This is a genomic window from Salarchaeum japonicum, from assembly GCF_049705945.1.
Classification (GTDB): domain Archaea; phylum Halobacteriota; class Halobacteria; order Halobacteriales; family Halobacteriaceae; genus Salarchaeum; species Salarchaeum japonicum_A.
On the sequence record NZ_JBNAMV010000004.1, the window covers coordinates 1412123 to 1432440 of the forward strand.

Genomic DNA, 20318 nt, shown 5'->3' on the forward strand with positions numbered 1-20318 from the left:
CTATTCGATAGTCGCCTCGCACGCACAGCACGGGAGGGCGGAGCCGTGAGCGACGACGACGTTCGGGTCGGCGTCGACATCGGCGGCACCTTCACCGACATCGTCAGCCTCCGCGACGGCGAGGTCCACGTCACGAAGACGCCGTCGACGCCGAGCGACCCCGAGAAGGGCGTCGTGAACGGCCTCGAAAAGAGCGCGGAGAACGCCGGGTTCGCGTTCGACGACGTCGGCTTCCTCAGTCACGGCACGACGGTGGCGACGAACGCAGTCCTCGAAGGCACGTGGGCGGACACCGCGCTCGTCACCACCGAAGGGTTCCGGGACGTGCTCGAAATCGGCCGACAGGACCGGCCGGACATCTACGATTTCGACGCGGAGAAACCCGCGCCCATCGTCCCGCGCGACCGCCGCTTCGAGGTGCCGGAGCGACTCGACGAGCGCGGACGCGTCCTCGAAGACCTGGACGAGTACGCGGTCCGCGACCTCGCGCGCACCCTCGACGACCGCGGCGTGGACTCCGTCGCCATCTCGCTGTTGTTCGCGTTCGAGGACGACAGCCACGAGCGCCGGGTCGCCGAGTTGCTCGACGCGGAACTCGACGCGTCGCTCTCGCTGTCGAGCGACGTGCTCCCCGAGATTCGGGAGTACGAGCGCACGCTCACCACGTCGCTGAACGCCGCGCTGAAACCCGTGATGGACGACTACATCGGGAACCTCGAAGGCCACGTCCGCGACCACGACATCGGCGCGGAACTGAAGATACTGCAGTCCAACGGCGGCCTCATCACCGCCGACGCCGCCCGCACCCGCCCCGTCAACACCCTGCTCTCCGGGCCCGCCGGGGGCGTGCAGGGCGCGACGTACGTCGCGGAGCGCGCGGGCGTCGAGGACGTCATCACGATGGACATGGGCGGCACGTCCTGCGACGTATCCCTCGTGGAGGGCGGCGACCCGCTCGTCTCCACCGACGTACAGGTCGGGGACTACACGGTCGGCGTCCCGATGATCGACATCCACACCGTCGGCTCCGGCGGCGGGTCCATCGCGTGGGTGGACAACGGCGGCGCGCTCCGCGTCGGCCCCCGCTCCGCGGGCGCGGACCCCGGCCCCATCTCGTACGGCCGCGGCGGCACGAAACCGACGACAACGGACGCCCACCTCCTCCTCGGACGGCTGGACCCCGACCGCTTCCTCTCCGGCGAGCTCGACGTGGAGGTCGCGGACGTGGAGCGCGCGTTCGAGGCCGAACTCGGCGACGAACTCGGCATGGGGGCCGCGGAGGCCGCGCAGGGCGTGCTCGACGTCGCGAACGCGAACATGGCGCGCGCGCTCCGCGTCGTCTCCGTCGAGCGCGGCTACGACCCCCGTGAGTTCGCGCTCGTCGCGTTCGGCGGCGCGGGCCCCCTGCACGCGTGCGGACTCGCCGAGGAACTCGACATCCCGAAGGTCATCGTTCCGCGGACCGCGGGCGTGCTGTCCGCGCTCGGCCTCCTCATCAGCGACGTGCTCTACGACTACAGCGTCTCCCGCGTCCGCGAGTGGAGCGAGGTCACGCCCGCCACCATCGCGGACGCCCTCGACGACCTCCACGCGGAGGGCGCGGACCGCCTCGCGAACGAGGGAGTCCCCGAGTCGGACCGGGTGTACGAGCGCACGGCCGACCTTCGGTACGTCGGCCAGTCGTTCGAGATTTCGGTTCCGCTGCCCGACGGCGACCTCGACGCGGACGCGCTCGCTGCGGTCGAACGCGAGTTCCACGAGCGCCACGAGCGCCGGTACGGCCACGCCGACCCCGAGGAACCCGTCGAACTGGTGACGCTCCGCCTGCGGGCACGCGGCCTCGTGGAGACGCCCGACCTCAGCGCGCCCCGGACGGACGGGAGCGTGGAGGACGCGATTCGGGAGGTCCGGGACGTGACGTACGACGGAACGGTTCACGACACCACGATTTACGACCGAACGCGGCTGCCGACGGACGCGACGTTCGACGGCCCGGCGGTCGTCGAAGGCCCCGAGTCCACCGTGGTCGTCCATCCCGGCCAGACCGTCTCCGTCGACGCGGACGCGAACCTCATCGTCGAGACCGGAGGTGACGCCTGATGGTCGACTCGGTCACCCTGGAAGTGATTCGGAACGGCTGTATCGCCATCGCGGAGGAGATGAACGCGAACCTCATCCGCACCGGCTACTCGCCGAACATCAAGGAGCGCCGCGACTGCTCGTGCGCGCTGTTCGACGCGGACGGCGAGATGATAAGCCAGGCGGAGAACATGCCCGTCCACCTCGGCGCGATGCCGTTCTCGGTGGCCGCGGCGGTGGACGCGTACGGCGGCGACCTCGAACCCGGGGACGCCGTCCTCCTGAACGATCCGTTCCGGGGCGGCGCACACCTCCCCGACCTCACCTTGGTCTCCCCGATATTCGCCGACCCCGAGAGCGAGAACCCCGAACTCGTGGCGTACGCGGCGAACCGCGCGCACCACGCCGACGTGGGCGGAAGCACCGCCGGGTCGGTGGCCGCGGACTCCACTGAAATCTACCAGGAGGGCCTGCGGATTCCGCCCGTGAAGCTGTTCGCGGGCGGCGAGGTCGTCGAGGACGTGATGGAGATGATTCTGACGAACGTCCGAACGCCGGACGAGCGCCGGGGCGACATCCGCGCGCAGGAGGCCGCGAACGAGACGGCCAGAGAGCGCGTGCACGAACTCGTCGCGGAGCACGGCGCGAACGACCTCGCGGAGGCGTTCGGTGAAGTGAAGGACTACTCGGAACGCCGGATGCGCGCCGAAATCGAGGCGTTCCCCGACGGCACGTACAGTTTCGAGGACGTGCTCGACGACGACGGCCGCGGGAACACCGACCTCCCCGTGAAGGCGGCGGTCACCGTCTCCGGGGACGAGGTCACCGTGGACTTCTCGGGGACCGCACCGCAGACCGAGGGTCCGGTGAACGCCGTGCTCGCGGTCACGTCGTCGGCGACGTACTACGCGATTCGGTGCGTGACCGACCCCGACATCCCGCCGAACCACGGCTGCTATCGCCCAATCACCATCGACGCGCCCGAGGGAAGCATCGTCAACCCCGAACCCCCGGCGGCGGTCGTCGGCGGGAACCTTGAGACCAGCCAGCGCGTCACCGACGTGGTGCTCGGCGCGTTCGCCACCGAAGCCCCCGAACGGGTGACGGCGGCGGGCCAGGGGACGATGAACAACGTCACGTTCGGCGGCACCGACCCGCGCAGCGACAGTCCGTACGCGTTCTACGAGACACAGGGTGGCGGGTTCGGCGCACGCGAGGGCAAGGACGGCATGGACGGCGTCCACGTCCACATGAGCAACACGATGAACACGCCCGCGGAAGTGCTCGAAACCGCCTACCCGCTCCGGGTGCGGCGGTACGCCTACCGCCCCGACTCGGGCGGCGCGGGCGAGTTCCGCGGCGGCCTCGGCCTCCGGCGCGACATCGAAGTCCGCGGGCACACGGCGCGGTTCAGCCTGCTCGCGGACCGCCACCAGCACGCGCCCTACGGTCTGCTCGGCGGCGAACCCGGCGAACCCGGCGCGGCGTACGTCTTCGACTCGGACGCGGACGACACGGACGACGACGCGGGCGAGAAACTCCCGCAGAAGTCCGTGCACGACCTCCCGCCGGGAACGCTCGTGAGCATCCGGACGCCCGGCGCGGGCGGGTACGGCGACCCATCGGACCGCGACCCGGACGCCGTCGAACGCGACCGCCGCCTCGGGAAGATAACCGACGACTACGCCGCCGAGTACCACGCGGAGGGCGACGGTGAGTGACGCCGCGCTCCCTCCGGTACGCGCCGCACGTCGCGGTGTTCGCGGTCGGGTACGTGACGTTCACGTACTCCGCCGTCCCGGGGTACGTCGCGGCGCGGTACGGCGCGACCATCACCACCGTCGGATTGCTGATGAGCGCCGCGCTGCTCTCGTTCGTGCTCGCGCAAGCGGTCGCGGACCGTCTCGCGTCGCGCTGGACGACCACGCAAGTCCTGGTCGGCCTCGTGGTCGCGCACGCCGTGCTCGCGGTCGCGCTGGACTTCGCGCCGTCTCTCGCCTCGCTGCTCGTCCTGCGCGCGCTCTGGGGGCTCGCGGGCGGCCTGCTGCTCAGCATCGGCGCGACGCACGTCGCGCGCCTCCACGAGGGCCGCGCCGCCACCCGCCAGCAGGGCGTCTACGGCGGGATGCTCACGCTCGGCGGCGCGTTCGGCTTCCTGCTCGCGGAACCGGTCGTGTCGCTGACGGGCGGGTTCGGCGTGCACGCGCTCGGCGCGCCGCTCGCGCTCCCCGCGCTCGCGATGCTCTGGCCGCACCGCCACGGCACGCGCACGGCAGGAACGGCCGCCTCCGGGGGGTTCCGGGCCGTGCTCGCGAACCGCGTCGTGCTCGTCGCGGCGCTCTGCTACGTCGCCACCATCGGCGCGTACATCACGCTCTCGACGTTCATCACGTCGTACTTCGACGACCTCGGCGTCACCGGCCCGCTGAACGCCGTCGTGCTCGTCACGGCGACCGCCGGCCGCGCCGTCGGCGGCGTCGTCTCCGCGCGCTGGGGCGTCTCGGACGCCCGAGTCGTCTCCCTCACGACGCTGGTGGGCGCGCTCGCGTTCCTCGGCCTGCTCGTGGACGCGCGCCTCGTCGCGCTCGCCGGCCCGCTCGTCGCGATGATAGCGGTGTCGCTGCCGTTCGGCGCGGTGTACAACCTCGCGGCGGCCGCGACCGCACAGGAGACCGCGGCGCTCGCGTTCGTCGTCGCCGCGGGCAACGTCGCCGCCGTCGTCCTCCCCACGCTCACGGGCGTCGTTCGCGCGCGAACCGGCGGGTACGCGGCGGTGTTCTGCGTGCTCGCCGGCCTGCTCGTCGCCGCGTCACTCGCAGCCAGACAGACACGATGACACAGACAACACGCTCCACGACTCACGGAGGCCAGCCATGGTGAGCGCCGGACTCGTCGACGCGCTCGCGCAAGGCCTCGTCACCGGCGGCATCATCGCCGCCGGCGCGCTCGGCCTCTCACTGGTGTACAGCATCGCGGGCGTCCCGAACTTCGCGCACGGCGACATGATAACCGTCGGCGCGTACCTCGTGCTCGCGCTCAACAACCCGGCCGAACTCGCGCTCGTCCCGAACCTCGTCGCGCTCCCGTTCGCCGCCGCGGCCGTCGTCGGCATCGCCGCCGCGGGCGTCTTCGGAAGCGCGTACGAGTTCGCCGTCTTCCGGCGGTTCCGCGGGAAGGACGCCGACCTCATCACGATGGTCATCGTCTCCCTCGGCCTCGCCCTGATACTCAGGAACCTCGTGCTGTTCCTCGTCGGGTCGAAGAACGTCACGTACGACACGCCGAGCGGCGTCAACCTCAACGTCGACCTCTACCTCACCGGGAACGGCCTCGCTGTCGAACTCACCCGGCGCGTCCGGGGGTCGATTCAGACGCTCGACGCGTGGGGATACGGGTGGCCCGCGCTCGTCGCCATCGTCGCGCTCGCCTTCGCGGCGGGCTACGCCGTCTATCGATGGCGGCGCGGCGACGCCGGGTTCGACGAGGTCCACTTCGTCGACCCCCGCATCTGGGGTGTCGCCGGATTCGCGCTCGTCGCCGCCGCGCTCGCGTTCGCGCTCCGCGGCGGCGCGTTCGGCGTCGCGGACGCCGCGTACAGCACGCGCGTCGGCGTCAGCCGGAAGTACGGCCTCATCCTCGCCGTCATGCTCGCAACCATGTTCTGCATCAACTACGTCCTCAAGCGCACGAAGACCGGTCGCGCGATGCGTGCGACCGCCGACGACCAATCGCTCGCCCGCATCCGCGGCGTCAACATCGACCGCGTCCAGCTCGTCGTCTGGGTGCTCGCCGCCGTCCTCGCCGCCGTCGCCGGCGCGCTCTTGGGCTGGTACTCGTCCAGCCTTAACCCCAACATGGGCTTCTCGCTCCTGTTGCCGGTGTTCGCCGCGGTCATCGTCGGCGGCATCGACTCGCCGTACGGCGCGGCGCTCGGCGGTCTGCTCATCGGCATCAGCATGGACGTCGGCGTCTTCCTGCTGCCGACGGAGTTCGCGACCTACCGCACCGCCATCGCGTTCGTCATCCTCGTCGTCGTCCTCCTCGTGAAACCCGAGGGCCTGTGGGGTGACGCCTGATGGCGCTCTCGGACTTCCTCGTCAGCCTCCTCACCGTGGTCGGCGTCTACACGCTGTTCGGCCTCGGACTGAACGTGAAGTACGGCTTCACGGGCCTCGTGGACTTCGGGCACGTGCTCTACTTCATGATCGGCGCGTACGTCACGGTCGTCGTGGCGATGCCGTCCGGCGCGGCCGACTACGCCGGAATCGGCGGGTTCGCGCTCCCCGAACTCCTCTCCGCCCTGCCGCTCGGCGGCTTCATCGGGTGGCTGCTCGCCGTCGCGGTCGCGATGACCGCCGCCGCCCTCCTCTCGCTCCTGGTCGGCGTGCCGACGTTGCGGTTGCGCGAGGACTACCTCGCTATCACCGCGCTCGGCGTCGCGACCATCCTGCACTCGGTCGTGAACGACGAGGAATGGCTGTTCAACGGCCCGTTCGGCGTTCGCGAGGTCTACCAGCCGCTCGGCGGCGCGTTCCCGCTCTCGCTCGGGAGTTTCACCGTGAACCTCGTCGTGTTCGGCCTGCCGTCCGTGCTCGCGCTCGGCTACGTCGCGTATCGGGTCGTGCGGTACGTCCGCCCCGTCTCGCGTGACGCCGCGCTGTTCACGGTCGCGGGCGTCGTGCTGACCGTGGTCGGGTTCGGCGTCACGACGCTCGGCGGCGGCGCGGTCGTCGCCGCCGGCGCGGCGGTCATCGCGGCCGGCGTGTACGCCGTCTCCCGCGGCGTCCGCGTCGCGGGCGGGTTCGGCCGGCCGCTCGCACTGTTCGCCGCGCTCGTGTTCGCGCTCTGGTACCTCGTCATGCCCGCGGTCACCGACAGCCCCGCCGCGGTCGTCGTGAACCTCGTCTGGCTGTTTGACCCGACGACGGGCGCGAACGGCGCGGTCACCTACAGTCGGTTCATCCTCCTGCTCACGGGCGCGTTCGTCGCGCTCGCCTACCTGTGGTGCGAACGCACCGTCAACAGTCCGTACGGCCGCGTCCTCCGCTCCATCCGCGAGGACGAGGACGTGCCCGAGGCGCTCGGGAAACCGACCTTCAAGTACAAGGTTCACAGCATGATGTTCGGGTCCGCGCTCGCCGCCGCCGCCGGCGGCCTCTGGGCGACCCACATCGGCTTCATCGACCCCGGCCAGTTCACGTCCTCAATCACGTTCTTCGCCTTCACCGCGGTCATCATCGGCGGCACCGCGAACAACAAGGGCGTGATTCTCGGAACCGCCGTGTTCTGGACGCTCCGCACCGGCACGCGGTTCCTCGACGACTACTTCCCCGCGGAGTACGCGACCCAGCTCGCCGCGCTCCGCGTGATGCTCATCGGCGCGCTCCTCATCGTCATCCTCTACTACCGCTCGGAGGGACTGCTCGGCGAGCAGACCTACGACACCGGCGTCAGCCCACGGGGTGAGTCAAGTGACTGACCCGATTCTCTCCGTCGACGACGTTGAGAAGCGCTTCGGCGGCATCACCGCGCTCGACGGCGCGTCCTTCGACGTCGAACCAGGCATCACGGGCCTCATCGGCCCGAACGGCGCCGGGAAGTCCACGATGTTCAACGTGATAACGGGCTTCCTGTCACCCGACGCGGGAACCGTCGAATTCAGGGGGAACGACATCACGGGGATGCGGCCGTCGACGGTCGCGGACCGCGGGCTCGTGCGGACGTTCCAGATTCCGCACGAACTCCCCGAGATGACGGTGCGGGAGAACCTCGCGCTCGCGCCCCGCGACCAGCGCGGCGAGAGCCTCCTGAACACGTGGACGCGCGGCAGCGGCTACGAGCAGGACGAACGGAACGCCCAGAAGCGCGCCGTCGAGATGGCGGAGCGCTTCGACATCGACCACGTGCTCGACACGCCCGCGGGCGAGCTCTCCGGCGGGCAGCGCAAACTCCTCGAACTCGCCCGCGCGCTCCTCACCGACCCCGACCTCGTGTTGCTCGACGAACCGCTCGCCGGCGTCAACCCCACGCTGGAGAACCGCATCCTCGACCACCTCCAAGACCTCGAATCGGAGGGGTACTCCTTCCTCTTCATCGAACACGACATCGACGTCATCATGGAACACTGCCAGGAAGTCATCGTCATGCATCAGGGCCGCGTGCTCACCGCCGGCGACCCCGAGGACGTTCGGTCCGACGACCGCGTCATCGACGCCTACCTCGGCGGCGACGCCGACGACGGAGGTGACGGCGAATGACGAGTCCGCTTCTCGAAATCACCGAGCTCGACGCGGGCTACGGCGACCTCCAGGTACTCTCCGACGTGGACATCCACGTCGACGACGGCGAGTACGTCACCATCGTCGGCCCGAACGGCGCGGGGAAGTCCACGGCGATGAAGTCCGTGTTCGGCCTCACCACTCACATGGGCGGCACGATTCGGTTCCGGGGCGACGACGTGCACACCGCGAACACCGCCGCACTCATCGACCGCGGCATCACCTACGTCCCCCAGTCCGACAACATCTTCACGAGCCTCACCGTCCGCGAGAACCTCGAAATGGGCGTCTACGTCGAAGACACCGTCCCCGAGGACGTCCTCGCCGAGGTCTTCGAGCACTTCCCGATCCTCGAAGAACGCCAACAGCAACGCGCCGGCACCATGTCCGGCGGGCAACGCCAGATGCTCGCCATGGGCTGCGCGCTCATGGCCGACCCCGACCTCCTCCTCCTCGACGAGCCATCCGCGGGCCTCGCGCCCGACCTCGTCGACGAGATGTTCGACCGCATCGACGACATCAACGACGCAGGCACAGCCATCCTCATGGTCGAACAGAACGCCAAAGCCGCCCTCCGCCGCTGCGACCGCGGGTACGTCCTCGTCAACGGCGAAAACGCCTACGACGGCCCCGGACGCGACCTCCTCGACGACCCCGAAGTCCGCCAGCGCTTCCTCGGCGGCTAACCCCGACCACGCCTTTGATTTCCGCGAATCGTCGCCGCACGCGTTTTGTCCGACGTTAGACGCAGGCGGCCCCAAAGGTGAATTGACGGGGCGTGTGAACACTCATCAATGGGGGACGCGCATCGGCAATTACACCGTTTTGTCGAGGAACGAGCGGGGGACACGTACCGGACGATGTTCTACTACACAGCGGACGACTGGGAGACCATCTACGTTCGCGACGACGTCGCGACTGACCACCTGCGAGACACCGTCCCGGAAATCATCGAGCGAACACGAGAGGCGCGGGCACTCGTGAGAGAAGAAGACTACGAGACACTCGGAGAGACGACCGCGACGACCGAAGTCCACGAGTCCGGCGTCATCATCCACTTTCCCGAAGAAGACCACCGAGGCGTCTTAGTCTCACTCGACCCGGACGCAGCACGACAACTGACCGGATTCGTGAGCCACTGCGTCACCATCCTCCACTCACCCACCGCGTCAGCCTTCAAAGCCCGACCAACGCCTGACTGATTCTGCTACGGAAGCCGCGTCACGGACGCGAAGCCGACGGCCTCGGAGTGTAATTCAGGAAGAGCCAGGCCGGAATTTGAACAGCGCCAGACTCCCGCTGGTCGCCTGACTGGCTCAAATCGGGACGGCTCGCGTTCGTCACGGACGCGAAGCCGTTGGCTTCGCGTTGTTCTTCACAGAGAGCCTAGGCCGGAATTTGAATCCGGGGTCTCGTCCTTACCAAGGACGCGCTTTACCCCGCCGCTTTCAGCGGCGGAAAGAGGCTACCTTTGCCGGCTTTCGCCCACTTCTGACTCTCTATGTCAGAAAACACTACACTTACTTTTATATAGTTAACGGGTACTCCCCGGCGTGTCGTGCCAGTATCACCCGGAAACGCTACACGGCTTCCGCCTCAAATCCCCACCACGTCTCTCACTTTCCCGGTCATACTCCGCGCTCATTTATAAGTGTACTTCGGGCTAATGACCGAAACCCGACTCTTGCCTAAGGATGCGTGATTCCGGTGGTCGTCTTGAGCGGCCCACCGCATCGAGGGGGTTGGAACCAACGCCGTGAATCGAGGTCGGCAATCGGGAAGACCACTATACAGCGGGGATGGTGAGAAGTTATATGTGGGCTGAATTAATCGACTAACAATATGACAACTATCGCTCTTGAACATCCACGTGAAGATGCGAAAACGGTCATCAAGGCCAGTATCGAACGAATGTCGTCAATTGACGCTTACACAGACGAAGGTCAGCGAATTGTGGGGCAACAGGAAGCCTCCCTTATGGGTGGAAACGGCGCTCGGCTAACTGTTGATATACCTGAGATGCAGGAGAATGAGAGCAAAACCGTCGTGGAAGTTAACGTTGAAAAAGAAGTTGCCATTGATATGGCAACCAATCCTGAGGACATAAAATCCGAATTTCTCGATATACTGAACAACCTCAGGGATAATGATATTGACACCCTGTTGGAAGAGATGAGTAAGGATGTTTCTCCAGAACAATCGAAAGAGGTGACAAGCTCAGCGAGTTTTGGTGATGCTCAATCTACGATGGGTAAGCGATTCATCATCATCTTCGTCGTTATGATGCTGTTTACTCTCTTCTTTGGTGTGATGATGACCTCAATGATGATGCCCTAAGTATGACTGATACACAAGGTGTCACCGCACTTGGTGGAATGGTTCTCCTCATCGGAATTATTGGCCTGCTGATTGGTATTGCGATGCCGGCGACCTCCACACACACCTCAGAAACCTGCGTGGACAGTTTCACCGGATATGGGCAGGATTGCGTTACAGGCTCAGTCACTACTGCTAATCCGATGAAAGGCCCAGCAATCGGCGTAGGTGTTTTGGGCATTATCGGCGGAATTGGAATCTTCGCTATCGGGCGTGATTCCTCATCACCTCCAGCTAACCGGGAATCACAAGAGAGTACAACTGGTGGATTTGCCGATAAACTACGTGAACACCAAACCCAGTCCAATGAGGAGACAGACTCCGATAGTGAAAGAGGTGATTGACGTATCCCAAGAGGGATTCAGCACATCGAGGTGGCTACTCTCTCGAAGGTCGACGCCGAAGAACTGTTTGGCTGAACTACCGTCCATCGGTTTTCTTTGTCCACCGGATAGCGCCCATACGCCCTGTTTTCTGGGATTCTGAACCCCTCGAAATCGGCGGGTTCGGCAACTCCATTTTCCTGACCTCAGACGGGAAAATTCTCGGAGCGACTTACTAACACTCGCGCGCGGTGTCCGGATGAATGTTCTAACCGGGGTGTTTGTTTCGACAATTGTCGTTGGTTTCGTGGTGGTTGTGGCAATCTTACGCCGATTATTCGTGCGGCTTCTCTCGCGCTTTCTCGGGGCGTTTGTTCTTCGAGATGATGATTCCCCTTCGGTCGAAAAAAGAATCCCGTAGCGAGCTTGCTGTGGCGTCTGGTGGGAAATGGGTGGGGTATCGGTGGTCGGGGTTCGGCGGGTGGTCGTCTGCCGGCGGGGAACGGGGGCCTCCTACTATGTATATACAGTAGGTGTCTCACCACTTCCCGTCTAACTACTTGTGACTAACCGCATCGAGGGGTTGTAGTAGACCAGTACACTACAACAGTAGAACACTCAGTAGTTCACCTACAGTATGTCTCCTATAGTAGGTGGCATAGGAGATACACAGTAGGAGAGACACCTTCGAGAATACCGCAGTTGGTACGTTGATTGTCGAACTACTCGGGCTTCTCGGAACAGACGGCGTCCTGTAGTTCGTTGTACAGTTCCGGGTGATGTTCCCGTAGTATCTCCGCGTCGGTCGTCAATTCGTCCTCTATCTTCCGACGAACTCGGGAGACTGCCTGATACCGGAGGTCGTCGTCGGCGTCGTCGTCTCCCTCGATGAGTTCGCGCTCTCGTTTCGTCATCAGGGCGCGGCGAAAGACCATATAGTGTCTCCTGCGTGCGAGGGGTTAGTAGTTCCTATCATTTACAACGTTGTAGTATTTGGGAGTCTTTAAGAGAGTGGCCGATAGACTACTGAGTACGAAGCGCGGTGTCGCCGTCGCAGAAATGGCCGGTGCTGGAACACCGACCGCGCTTCTGGAACACAGAAGCAATGAACGCTAATGCCCCTGCGGAAGATAAGCGCAACGCTGTTGAATACCTGAACTTCGGCTCGAAAACGTCGAAGCGCGTCTCGTGGGAATCGTGGGAGTTCGCGGTCGAAGCCCCGTATCTGGTTCGCGTGACCAACGCCTCCTACGGCTTCGAGAAGGCCGACCACTCGTATCTCGTCGGCGTCGAAGCCCGCGACGGCGTCCTCGTTCCGGCGGAGTGTGAGTGCCCGGCAGACAAGTACAACGAGGAGTACGACTGTAAGCACAAAGTCGCGCTCGCCACGGTCGGCGGCCCGGTCGTCCTCGAAGCCGCCGTGAACTACCCGACGCCGAGCGGGAACCCCGAGCGGTCGAACGCATCGACGCTTTCGGACAAGCTCCGGGCAGACGGCGGGGCAACGACCGAGGGAATCGGCGGGGAGTCCCCACCCCTCGATGCGGAGGAACGCGAGGAGTGTGACTGTGCGGAACTCTCCGACCACTTCCCGTGTTGGCCGTGCGTGAGAGACGGGAAAAAGGAACTCCCCGAGTAGGTCTTACGCGAGGTCGTCGTACTTCTCTAACACTGTCTCGAAGTAGTCCTCGTCCATCAGGCGGGGGTTCTGGACGCGGTGGAAGTCGTCCAGTACGAACGCCGTTTGCTCGCGGTCAAGACTGTAGGCGTGGAACGCGGCGGCGTCAAGTTCGGCCTGTATCTCGCGGCGTTCGTCCATCTCGGTCGCCGGCTCGATACCACTGAGTCGGTCACGCATCTCCTCAAACTCCTCCCCGTAGCAGTTGAGCCGAGCGGCCCGAGTCGAGATGTAGTCAAACCACTCGTCGCCCTCGGTTAGGCGCGGGGCTTGCGACTCTGTGAACTTATATTTGACAATATGGCTGTCCACCTTGGTTCGCATAAGGAAATCGAACGGAAGACTGTTGAGAAGCCCAACGGCACAGAAAAGTTCTCTGTCGGAAAAGACCCTCTGGTAGGCACTATGGAGTGGAGTATGGTTCAAGTCATCCTCTGTTGGTTCAATAGAGTACGGCCTGAGAGTCTGTACAGTATGGACAACTGGTGCGCCTTTGGGGAGAACGGTCGCTATTAACGTCCTCTCATCTGTTGTCCGTGCAACGTCACGGTATGCGATTCGATACTCTGTGCAATCCAAAAGAACGTCATCTTCCGAAAGGGGCTGTCCTCTGTGGTCTTCGAGTAGGTCGTTGACGAACTGCTTCTGTGACTTGCTGGAATCCTCTCCCCCGAAGGCAGTATAAATGGGCTTCTTCGGTTCGCCCTTGTTGAATCGCTTCTCTCGCACCCGCCGTTTCGCGCTCTTCTCGGGGTTCCGTTCCTCTGCCACACTCCAAAAGGATAGTTCCTCAATTCCGGGTTCTACCGTGTCGTTGTAGTGGAATTGGTGGATGTTCTCGCCGGTGTAAATAGGGTAGTCCGCCTTATCTTTATCGTGGATGAACCTGTCCGAGTCTCGGGTCTTGTTCAATTCTTCAGGGAGTGGATTCGCCTTCCACGCCCCACCAATATCGTCTCCTAAGGAAGGGAAAGTGAGAATCTGATTCAACACATCAACTTCGTCCTGCGAGGTGACTACAGGAAAGATTCTGGCCTCAGGAGAATAGTCTTCTAACACCCGACGCGGGATTCGTACTGCCTGCTCCTCGAAGTTCTGAAGAACGGCCGTATCGCGCTGGTCGAATATGCCTTTCAGTTCCTCCGTGTACCCTCCATTCTCGAAGGCGACTATCCCGAATCGGTACCGGTCATCAATCCCCTTGAAAATCCCTTTATTCTCGAACTCAACGAGGGCATCCAGTTCGGCCTCGTTGAGCATCTGCATACGGAGGTCTTTGGAACTCTGCCCGTTGAATATCGCACCGGGAAGCACCTGCGCGACATAGCCCCCATCGTCGGCGATTCGGAACACCCGCTCAAAGAATAGTTTTGAGAGGTCGTTTTTGTAGGTTGCCGTATCCCCGGCTACAGTTGGGGTCTGAAGTTCATACTCGTCGCTATCCTTGAAGTAGTCCGAAAGGAGTTGGACTTGGCGCTGATACTGTTCCCAACCTTCGCGTATCGAGTCATCCTCCAACAGTTCGTCTTTTAACTCCTGTTTTCGGTCTTGTGAGAAGGTTCTGAATTGTGGCTCGTACCGGGTGAAGAAATCATCAATACTGGCACTAAGAACATCCCACGGAGGATTTCCAACAATAACGTCGAACCCTCCTTCTGCGTACACCTCGGCGAACTCAAGAACCCAATTGAACGGCTCCAGTTCTGCAACCTCTTCAGACGTAATATCCTTGATACCGGCCTCCACGAAGTCCGCGTGAATGTCGTCAATCAACCCCTCCCGAGCGTCTCGCAATTTCTCGAAGGCGCGGCGGCGGTGTTTCTCCGCCATCTCGCTGTCGATGGCTTTCTCGTGCTTCTCGATTTCCTCGATAATATCCTGATAGCGGTCGCGGACACTGTCCCCGCTAAAACTCCCGAGCCGGTACTGGTCGTCGCCGTTCGTCTCAGGGAAGCCCGTGTACCCGATGAGGCTGTTCCCCTCCCGTAGATTGAACGCAATATTGGGGAGGGCGAGCGCGTCGTCCTGCGCGAGGTCGTCCACGTTCTCCGTTTCCAGTTCCGAAATCACGGACAGCCAGCATCGAAGCTTCGCTATTTCGACTGCCGGCCCCATCAGGTCAACCCCATAGATGTTGTTGAGTACGGTCGTCTTCTTCAGCCGGTACTCGTCGGGGTAGGACTCCATCTGCGCAAAGAGGGCCTTCCGGATATTGACAATTTCTTCAAGAACGGAGGTGAGAAAGTGACCACTCCCACACGCAGGGTCTACGACGCGGAACTCGTCAACCTCGTCCAGAAGGGAGAGTAGGAGGTTCTCGCTCTCCGGCAAATCCTCAATTAGTCCGTACACAGAATCGTGTTTCTCTACCTCCGGCTCGGGCCAATCACGCTCCTCGACCAGATACGTCTGGAAGCGGTCAAGTAGAGCCGGGCGGACAGTCTCTTCGGCGGAGAACCGCGTTATCTCGCTCGGCGTGTAGTACGCTCCGAGTTCCTTGTTCGTGTCCGCGTTGTCGCTTGTGACGTAGTTGATTGTCTTCTCGAAGACGTTGCCGAGAACGCTCGGGTCGAGGTCGGTCGGCGCACCCTCGGCAGAGAAACTGTATCGCTCCAAGAGGTCGATGATGGAGAACAGCACCGAGTTCCGCACGTCGAAGTCTGCTTCCTCGAAGTCGTCCCCGCTAATCGTGGGTCGGAACAGACCGCCGTTGAGGTACGGGATGTTCTCGAAGAGGTCGATGTTCTGTACCTCTTCGGGACGGTCGTCCGGCTTGTTGTTCATCACGTCGTAGAACAGCGGTTGACAGAACGACTCGTAGAACGACCCTGCGTACATCCCGTTCTCGTAGGTGTCCTTGAGCGTACTGAGGAGGTCGGGTTCGACGAGCGCCTTGTCTTCGAGGAACTTGATAAAGACGAGCCGGTTCATCAGTTCGACCGCGAAGAGCCGAGCGTTCTCCTCGGTCGCCGCCTCAGGAACGACGACGCCGTCACCGACGAGTGAACGGGCGGTCTCCTCGTCGTCGCTGACGATGCCGAAGACGTACCGAATGTAGTCGTCGTAGAACTCGTCCGTGATTTCCTCCTTCGTCTCCTTGATGACGCGGCGGGCGTCCCCCGCGATGGAGACGAAGTTCTCGTACTCGAAGGTACGGATGAGTCGAACGACGCGGTCGCGGTCGGCATCGAAGAGAGCGTCCGTGGGGTCGTCGCGTTTGCCGACCTGATTCTCGAACAGCGCGAGAAAAACGGGCTGTAGGTCAACCTCCTCGATGACGTTGAGCGTGTAGGCGTCGGGGTCGTACCGGACGAACACCCACCGGAGGCCGTCAGTAGCAAACCCGAAGTCGGACTCGAACTCGCGTTGACTGAGCCAGTCCCGCACTTGGCCGACGCCGTGCTTGCGGCTATCGAGGTCTTTGTTGATGGGTTCGGCTTCGATGAGCAGGCGGGTAGAGTCGATTTCGGGGTGGTCGCGGAGAGAGACGGTGTAGTCCGCAACTTGTGTTTGGCCGCCGGAGAGTCCGCCGGCTTCGGTCGAATACTCGTGTCCCAACGCATCGAGCAGGGGATTGATGACGGCGTCTTGGGTGAATGATTCGGGTTGGAGGCCGTCCTTGGTCATTCCGCTCTTGAGCTGGTAGGAGCCGGCGTCGGCCCGGAGGATACGTTCGAGGGTGTCGTCGTCTATCTGGTCGCGGAGGTTCGAGACGGCATCATCAATCGTCTGGATGAAGCGGTCTGCTTCGTCGTCGGTGACGGTCGTCTCGAAGGCGTCGGCGACGAACTCGGTGGGAACAGATGATGAGTCGGAGGACATTGATGAATCCGGCGTCGGTTACTCGATTCTGGTTCGGAAATGGTGATAAACGTAGGGGTACGGAACGCGGTCGATACTCGTGGCTGGTAGATTTCTATCTCCGAGATTTACTCTGTGTGTTTGACTCTCTTTGTTTCACTTCATCGAGGGGTTTTCGTCAACTTCTGCTACCTACAAGTGGTTAACAGAGACACAGAGTCGAACCATAGGGTTGCTACTACTGATGTACTTCACCAGTAGAACACCACTCTTACCCCATATAGTGTTCAAGGATTTATATAGGGGGGTGGGGAAGCGGCTATGCCCGGAGTTCATCATCTGTAAAGTGTTGGCGTACTGCGGGTGGATTAAGCGGGACGAGTGGGTCGTTCTTCACCGCTGGTCGCCAATGCTGTGCCTTTCGTTCGGGTGGGTCAGTCTGCGTCAACTTCTGCCAGCACGACCGTATTCGTTTCATCGAGGCGCGTTCAAACCGCTCGATGATTCGATTCGCCAGTTGAACATACTCCTCCGGGTTGTTCTCATCCTTTCTGTATGGGTTGTAGAGCGGTTCTTTTTCGTCCCGAAACGGTTTCTCGCCATCGTCACGGTATCTCTCCTCAGCGTTCTCGTTGACCACGACCCCGCACACGCAGAATGCCACTTCTTCGAGATTGAGGCCGAGCTTCGGCACATCAATTTCCATAAGACAGTTGATTGATTTTTGAATCAAGAGATTACTCATCCCGAGTTGAAGGCCGAACGCGGATACCATCCCAATCTTGTACTGAGCGTCGTAGCTCTGCCATTGGGTCACATCTTCACGGTATTTCCACCAAGTATCCCGATTGTGCCTGTCAAGCTTGTTCCACGGATAATCCCGTGTTTCGCGTCCCTTGAATGGCCCGACCGTGGTTCGATTCGGTGTGTTCAACGTCTGTTCGTGCGCTCGACGCTCCGCCGTTGTGAAATTGTCCAGCGGGTTCGGGGGTAGATTCAGGTCGTAGCTCGGCGCTCCAGAGGTAGATGCAGTAGTGGTTGACATAAGTTGCTCCGTGGCAGTAGCTCAGTTCTGCGGCGTACTGTGGTGTGGAGAACGGGCTCGCCGTGAAGCCACCAGAGAACCAGCCAACTGCCTTCACTCTTATAGACGCGAACATCCATATTAACCGTTTCTGTTGGCGTATGCGGTTCTGTTCGCACGATTTCGAACTTCGCAGTTCACCGCATCGAGGGGGATACGAAATCAAAATCTGGAACGGTGTTTTGACCACGCAACTCCGAGGGGAATAGGTGAGAAATCGGGTTGGAATGGACACCCTCGATGCGTTGAACCGCTTCGGGCTGTCTCCGACGGCGTCAATCCTCTCGATGAAGGTCACTTGTACCCCGTTCCAGCGGAGGTCTTGGGCGAGCAGACGTAGCTGTTGTCCCACGGGACAAGCTCGCAACTCTCGCTCGGGAGGGACGGAATCCACTCGCCCGCGATTCCCCCGCTCGATGAATCGAAACTCCGCTCGTTATGAATCTGTGAGGTGGCCCGGAAGAAGACCTCCAGCCCGTGATAGGCGTGCGCACCCCGAGCAGAGGTTGACGGACTCCCACCACTCCTCCGGAACCTCCGAAAGCGGAGTGAGTTGGTCGAACGATGGATGGGAAACCTCGCGCGGGATGATACTACAGCGCTTCTCGCCCGTCACGACCGTTGAGGTCGGGACAGCCACGTCAAAGTGACAGATTGTCGTCCCACCCTGTACGAGATGCGCGCAGTAGTCGTGGTCGTCTGACTCCCGTTCGTAGAGGAGGTATGGGTGGCTACGCGCGTCGTAGAATCCCCGGCGCTCGAACTCGTGTGGCCATTCGACGCTCGCCAGTTCGAGATTGTCGTCACCCCATCCGTCTCCCTCGTACCGACAATAGAGGCCGTAGGTCTTCTCGTAGGAGACCCACCAGTCGTCATCCAAATCGAGTACCGGCTCGAAGTCGGATGTTATCGTCCTCTCGTCGTCACCTGAATCGGGGGGAGTGTGCGTCGCCATGGGCCTGAAGAAAGTCGCTTGTATCCTCGTAAGGGTTGCACCACCATATAACTTATCAAACTTATTACCTAAGTCTTAGAGTCGGCGCGTTAAGTCTTACGAGGGAGTCCCTCGAAGCATCAGCTAAATTCCGATGAGGGCCAGAAATATGACTCCGGCTCGAAATCGTACTCCACCCGCCCGCGATACCCCCCTCGATGAAGGTGAACCCCGATAGCTCCTCCGCCGTCACGGAGTCACCCGTGACGACGACTCACTACCAGATTTGTTCGACGGCGTCGTTCCGCGTCTCCGCGTCCGAGTGGAGGTACTTCATCGTCGTGTTGATGCTCTTGTGCCGGAGCTGTTCCTTCGCGTGATGCGGCCCGACGTGATTCGCCCAATATGTGGCGACCCCGTGCCGTATCGCGTACCACGAGATATTCTGGTGAGCCGGTATCGGGACGTTCCCCCGCTCGATGAGTGTGTCCAGCAGGTAGTTACACGAGTCCTTTCCGTACTGCGTCCCGCGCTTCGTCAACCAGAGTTCGTCGCGGTCGGCGTACTTATCGTAGGACGCGCGTTCGTCTAACCAGCGTTCCAGCACCGTCGCGGTTCGCTTCTTCAACGAACAGTTCCAATGCCCCTCGTTCTTCGTGGACTCCTCCTTCGGGACGTTGAGTTCGTTGTCTTTGAGATTCACCCACGACACCTTTGCTCGCCCCACCTCGATGGGTCGAAGTCCGGTGTCGAGTGTCACCGCAATCATCGAGGGAATCTTCCACGAGTTCGCCTTCTTGAAGTCTTCCGGCCCGACCTTCTCCTTCGGAACGCCGAACCGTTGCGACAGGTAGAGCTTCAACCGCTCGCGTTCCTCCGAGGACATATCGGTGTGGTAGCTTTTCATCGAGCCGTAATCGAGCGCGGCTTCGTACAGGGGTTGGAATGCGGCCCGGCGAAGGTACGCGCGTTCGTCACCGTTCGACTGACTCAGTTGCGGCTTCGGCTCCCACTCGTAGTCCGTCCCGTAGACATGGTTGGTGAACTTGAAGAACCGCTTGATGTCCTTCGCGTGATGGAGGACGGTAGAGTCTATCATCGAGTCCGTCTGGTTCAGGAGGTCGATGAAGCGGTCTGCGTGTTCGGGCGTGAACTCCGTGGTGTACTTGTCTTCGTACTTCCAGAGCCAGCGGAACACCGTTTCCAGCTTGTAGTGTGTACTCTTGAGGGTCGTCTTCGACAGCCCTTCACCTTTCTCTGGATGCTTGCCGTAGGTAGCCAGCCACGTCAGCACTTCCTCTTTGAAGTCGCGGTAGTCGTCCACCATATTCAGCCCGAAGCCTTCGAGGTCTGCTTCGGAGCGTTCGCTGACGAGCGGGAAGTTGAACTCCACGGGTTCGGGCGCGGGTGGACTCCCGAGGTCGTCCCCGTCATCGGGGAGGTCGTTGGGGATGTTGTCGAGCGGGTCGGGGCGGTTAGTCACGCGGGTTCACCCCCGAATCGGGTGACTGCGCGGGGGTGTTCGTTATAGTGTCCTGATAACTAACGAAATCGCAAGATGGCGTCGGGGTTGCCGTGTAGCGTTTTCGGGCTTTCTTGCGCATATTTTATTCTCTCCATAGAGAATCGTAAAATGACGCGAGAAGCCGTGAAACACCGGAAGCCTAGGCCGGAATTTGAATCCGGGGTCTCGTCCTTACCAAGGACGCGCTTTACCGCTAAGCTACCCAGGCAAGCACTCTCTGGTAGTCGGGTTTCATCTAAA

At 62.1% G+C, this 20318-nt stretch carries 16 protein-coding genes and 1 tRNA gene; 11 read left to right on the top strand and 6 right to left on the bottom strand.

The annotated features are described in order from the left end of the window. Positions 1-45 precede the first annotated feature (45 nt). The 10 genes from ACOZ4O_RS09275 to ACOZ4O_RS09320 all read left to right on the top strand — a co-directional run bounded on the left by ACOZ4O_RS09275 (position 46) and on the right by ACOZ4O_RS09320 (position 11077). Positions 46-2100: a hydantoinase/oxoprolinase family protein gene (locus ACOZ4O_RS09275; RefSeq protein ID WP_424525028.1), complete on the top strand. Its 2055-nt coding sequence runs from the start codon at positions 46-48 to the stop codon at positions 2098-2100. Beyond that, entirely contained in the window at positions 2100-3800 is a 1701-nt protein-coding gene (locus ACOZ4O_RS09280; protein ID WP_424525029.1) for a hydantoinase B/oxoprolinase family protein, read from the top strand. Before ACOZ4O_RS09275 ends, ACOZ4O_RS09280 begins: the two co-directional genes overlap by 1 nt. Further along, on the top strand, positions 3797-4915 hold the full coding sequence (locus tag ACOZ4O_RS09285; protein WP_424525030.1) for an MFS transporter: 1119 nt from the start codon (positions 3797-3799) through the stop codon (positions 4913-4915). The genes ACOZ4O_RS09280 and ACOZ4O_RS09285 overlap by 4 nt, the downstream gene beginning before the upstream one ends. 37 nt (positions 4916-4952) lie before the next feature. Continuing rightward, entirely contained in the window at positions 4953-6155 is a 1203-nt protein-coding gene (locus ACOZ4O_RS09290) for a branched-chain amino acid ABC transporter permease (protein ID WP_424525031.1), read from the top strand. Further along, entirely contained in the window at positions 6155-7558 is a 1404-nt protein-coding gene (locus tag ACOZ4O_RS09295; protein ID WP_424525032.1) for a branched-chain amino acid ABC transporter permease, read from the top strand. The genes ACOZ4O_RS09290 and ACOZ4O_RS09295 overlap by 1 nt, the downstream gene beginning before the upstream one ends. Then, positions 7542-8336, top strand: a complete 795-nt coding sequence (locus ACOZ4O_RS09300; RefSeq protein ID WP_424525033.1) for an ABC transporter ATP-binding protein — start codon at positions 7542-7544, stop codon at positions 8334-8336. Before ACOZ4O_RS09295 ends, ACOZ4O_RS09300 begins: the two co-directional genes overlap by 17 nt. Next, positions 8333-9043, top strand: a complete 711-nt coding sequence (locus ACOZ4O_RS09305) for an ABC transporter ATP-binding protein (RefSeq protein ID WP_424525034.1) — start codon at positions 8333-8335, stop codon at positions 9041-9043. Before ACOZ4O_RS09300 ends, ACOZ4O_RS09305 begins: the two co-directional genes overlap by 4 nt. Positions 9044-9151: 108 nt before the next feature. Further along, positions 9152-9559 (top strand): DUF7522 family protein, encoded by a 408-nt coding sequence (locus ACOZ4O_RS09310; RefSeq protein WP_424525035.1) that lies wholly within the window; start codon positions 9152-9154, stop codon positions 9557-9559. A 640-nt stretch (positions 9560-10199) separates the two neighbouring features. Beyond that, on the top strand, positions 10200-10694 hold the full coding sequence (locus ACOZ4O_RS09315) for a hypothetical protein (RefSeq protein ID WP_424525036.1): 495 nt from the start codon (positions 10200-10202) through the stop codon (positions 10692-10694). A 2-nt stretch (positions 10695-10696) separates the two neighbouring features. Continuing rightward, a complete protein-coding gene (locus ACOZ4O_RS09320) occupies positions 10697-11077 on the top strand; it encodes a hypothetical protein (RefSeq protein ID WP_424525037.1) in 381 nt (126 codons plus the stop codon). Positions 11078-11778: 701 nt separating this feature from the next. Here ACOZ4O_RS09320 and ACOZ4O_RS09325 read toward each other — a convergent pair. Beyond that, entirely contained in the window at positions 11779-11991 is a 213-nt protein-coding gene (locus tag ACOZ4O_RS09325) for a hypothetical protein (protein WP_424525038.1), read from the bottom strand. Positions 11992-12161: 170 nt separating this feature from the next. Between ACOZ4O_RS09325 and ACOZ4O_RS09330 the strand changes: the two genes are divergently transcribed. Further along, a complete protein-coding gene (locus ACOZ4O_RS09330) occupies positions 12162-12695 on the top strand; it encodes an SWIM zinc finger family protein (RefSeq protein ID WP_424525039.1) in 534 nt (177 codons plus the stop codon). A 3-nt stretch (positions 12696-12698) separates the two neighbouring features. On the opposite strand, the gene ACOZ4O_RS09335 is transcribed toward ACOZ4O_RS09330, so the two are convergent. The 5 genes from ACOZ4O_RS09335 to ACOZ4O_RS09355 all read right to left on the bottom strand — a co-directional run bounded on the left by ACOZ4O_RS09335 (position 12699) and on the right by ACOZ4O_RS09355 (position 20286). Continuing rightward, positions 12699-16556, bottom strand: coding sequence for an Eco57I restriction-modification methylase domain-containing protein (locus ACOZ4O_RS09335; protein WP_424525040.1), 3858 nt, complete (start codon positions 16554-16556; stop codon positions 12699-12701). Positions 16557-16854: 298 nt separating this feature from the next. Beyond that, on the bottom strand, positions 16855-17352 hold the full coding sequence (locus tag ACOZ4O_RS09340; RefSeq protein WP_424525041.1) for a hypothetical protein: 498 nt from the start codon (positions 17350-17352) through the stop codon (positions 16855-16857). Between the two features lie 703 nt (positions 17353-18055). Continuing rightward, positions 18056-18574, bottom strand: coding sequence for a hypothetical protein (locus tag ACOZ4O_RS09345; RefSeq protein WP_424525042.1), 519 nt, complete (start codon positions 18572-18574; stop codon positions 18056-18058). Between the two features lie 256 nt (positions 18575-18830). After that, positions 18831-20036: a tyrosine-type recombinase/integrase gene (locus tag ACOZ4O_RS09350; protein ID WP_424525043.1), complete on the bottom strand. Its 1206-nt coding sequence runs from the start codon at positions 20034-20036 to the stop codon at positions 18831-18833. 178 nt (positions 20037-20214) lie between these two features. Next, positions 20215-20286, bottom strand: a tRNA-Thr gene (locus ACOZ4O_RS09355). Between the last annotated feature and the right edge of the window lie 32 nt (positions 20287-20318).